At 46.3% G+C, this 2,803-nt stretch carries 2 protein-coding genes and 1 pseudogene; all 3 read right to left on the reverse strand.

The features are described from left to right. Positions 1 to 220: IS5/IS1182 family transposase (locus C3418_RS23215; RefSeq protein ID WP_024176516.1), on the reverse strand; the 220-nt coding region annotated here is incomplete at its 3' end. Positions 221 to 382: 162 nt separating this feature from the next. Continuing rightward, positions 383 to 1,444, reverse strand: coding sequence for a bifunctional 2-polyprenyl-6-hydroxyphenol methylase/3-demethylubiquinol 3-O-methyltransferase UbiG (locus tag C3418_RS23225; protein WP_258040174.1), 1,062 nt, complete (start codon positions 1,442 to 1,444; stop codon positions 383 to 385). A gap of 156 nt (positions 1,445 to 1,600) precedes the next feature. Then, positions 1,601 to 2,677: pseudogene (locus C3418_RS23230) on the reverse strand (DUF4910 domain-containing protein); the annotation flags it as partial. Positions 2,678 to 2,803: the final 126 nt, after the last annotated feature.

Genomic DNA, 2,803 nt, shown 5'->3' on the forward strand with positions numbered 1-2,803 from the left:
CGCTCAGGTTGTACCAATGCTGCATGCAGTGAATGCGTAGCATGGTTTCCAGCGGATAAGGTCGCCGGCCATTACCAGCCTTGGGATAAAACGGCTCGATGACTTCCACCATGTTTTGCCATGGCAGGATCTGCTCCATGCGGGACAAGAAAATCTCTTTTCTGGTCTGACGGCGCTTACTGCTGAATTCACTGTCGGCGAAGGTGAGCTGATGACTCATGATGAACCCTTTTTCATGGCTCCAGATGACAAACATGATCTCATATCAGGGACTTGTTCGCACCTTCCCTAGATCTGTACAACTCCCGGTCGTTATCAATTTCCGACCAGTAAAATTATTTACTACACGTCATTCTGACGTTCCTTCTCCTTATGCCTTTAATCAGGCATCACTAAATACCTCGACATGTTCATAGGTGACACCATGAATTTTCATTGTTTCAAATATTTCCTTATAGAAACTTGAAGCAATTACCAGATTGCTGACATGCTGATTACGGATCTTCTCAAAATAACTCACTTTGAGATTCACACCAGGCAATATGCGATCGGCTTTATTCTTGTCACCATCAACGACAATGATATTCGTACTGTCCAAAATCTCTTTCTCAACTCCATTCAGAAGAATCACTGATGCAGAACCGGCCCCCCACCAGACGACGCTATCTGCCTTTCTAAGAAAATCATTTACTCTGTCGCGAGATGCATCGCACCGCTGCTTGAACATTGAGAGATTATCGATATAAAAGGCTTTATCAAAGGCCACTTCAATTTCGTTGTAACGGGTATTTTCAGCCTTGACAAAAACAACCCTTAAACTGTCATTCTCAACACGGTGATATATTATTTTAAGTTTGTTATCACGGGCCAAAACTTGCATGAAGTAGATATTATAATAGAAGAGGTGCTGTACATAAAAACCACCAAAATCAGGAACTTCAATGACAATTCTTCCGGCATCATTCAACGTTTCTGTCATCAATTTAAAGATAGAGAAGGGGTCTTCAAAATGCTCAAACACATGCATAAGATAGTAACCATCTACCTTGTCCGGAACATGACTAGCATTAAAATAACCCTTTATAACGTTAAGCCCCAAGCCCTTCGCAATATCGGATTGGGGGCCAGGCTCAATTCCTGTTACATTGGAGAATCCGCTCTCGTTCAGTTTTTTCAGCAAGTATCCTTCTGAACAGCCAATCTCCAGTATATTTTCATCTTTGCCAAAATGACTTGTTATGGTATCAATCATACCGTCATATTTAGAGGCGCCAATATTATTCAGCGGAGAAATATATAGATAGTTGTCATATATTTCCGTTAGTTCTTCCGATGATAATTTCTTGGATGCAAACCCCACCAGACAATCCTTGCAGGCACTGACCTGCAATTCCGACACCTTTACCGGAAAATCACCTGAGCATGCAGATAAAACGGCTGGCATCTTGCGTTCAAGGAAAACCAATGTGTTATCACTGTGACAATATGGACATCTCATGACCCTCTCCTAACGATGTGATCAGGATTGATGAAACAAAGTTGAACGATCGCAATATCTATGGATTCTCATCCATCACATCATGCAACGAAATACCTATTCTCAAGGACGACTACGCCTACGCAGAACCCCTGCATCCATAAGCTTTCTAGCCAAGGGCTCGACTCGCCAAAACGGTACTTCGATGATCTCGGCAATCTCAAAAAGGCTCAGATGACCATCGCTGTAAGCCAGCAGGTTCATCATGTCCTTTACCTGTGCACCGGACTCGCGTGTTGATAGATTCGGATAGAGGCCACGCCGCCCCAACTGGGGCTCACCCAATACGGTAGCCTCACAGTATTCATCCAACTCCAAACACTCGATCGCCCGCCGCAACGCTAGGAAACTATCCGCCAGCCCCCGCGGCGTGACCAGAGTAAGATCGTCCAAAGAGGTGTGGTATTCGGAATAACAACCGTACTTGCTGCGCATCATGGTGGTGACAGGCAAGTCTATGCCAGGAGCACATAGCTGACGTTCGTTGGAGCCCCGATCAAGATAGCTATACGCCATATAATCAGGTGCGATATGGCCCAACACATGGCGTCCTATGCGATCAGCTATAGAATTCCCCTGTCTGGATGGTAAGAATGAGTAACACCTTTCATCCCCCATACATGTCAGATTAAAACCAGCCAACGTATGAGACTTGAGGTGCTCCAGATGGCGAGAGAGATAAACGATAGCCCCGATTGTCTCAGGAACAAGCATCAATCGATAGCTGTAGCGTCGCTTAGGCAAGGAGGCCAGCCAGGCCATCAAAAACACTCCGACACCTGGGCCGGACAACTCGTTGTTGGCCATGGAGGGGTGGCAAACATAGCTGGATAACAAGATTTCCTGCTCACTCTCCCCCGGTAGCACCCACTCGGCATAAGTCAGTGAGCCCGGTTGCAAGCTGGTATCGATCACAACCTCATAATTTCCTTCGGGTAACGCTTCCCGCACATTGTGGGGTAAACAAAAGCCCCAACGGCGCTGATAATAAGACGTGACATAGGGGATGGCTTCCGGTAACTCAGGCAAGGAGTGCAAGTGAGGTTGTAATTCTGCTAAAGGGAGAGTACAGCGTACCGGTTCTGAGTAACCCACCAAATGCAAGTTACTATCATTGAAATCAACCACCTTGTGCCCATCCTGTCTCTTGATCAGATCTTGATCCCCTGTGCCATCAAATCCTTGGCGGCAAGAAAGCCATCCAGTTTACTTTGCAGGGCTTCCCAGCCTTCCCAGAGGGCGCCCCAGCTGGCAATTCCGGTTCGC

This window comes from Aeromonas sp. ASNIH8 (genome assembly GCF_002919855.1).
Lineage (GTDB): Bacteria > Pseudomonadota > Gammaproteobacteria > Enterobacterales > Aeromonadaceae > Aeromonas > Aeromonas caviae.

Excerpts from the sequence above, each read along its gene's own strand:
- C3418_RS23225 (WP_258040174.1), bottom strand. The coding sequence starts at position 1,444 with ATGCCAGCCGTTTTATCTGCATGCTCAGGTGATTTTCCGGTAAAGGTG.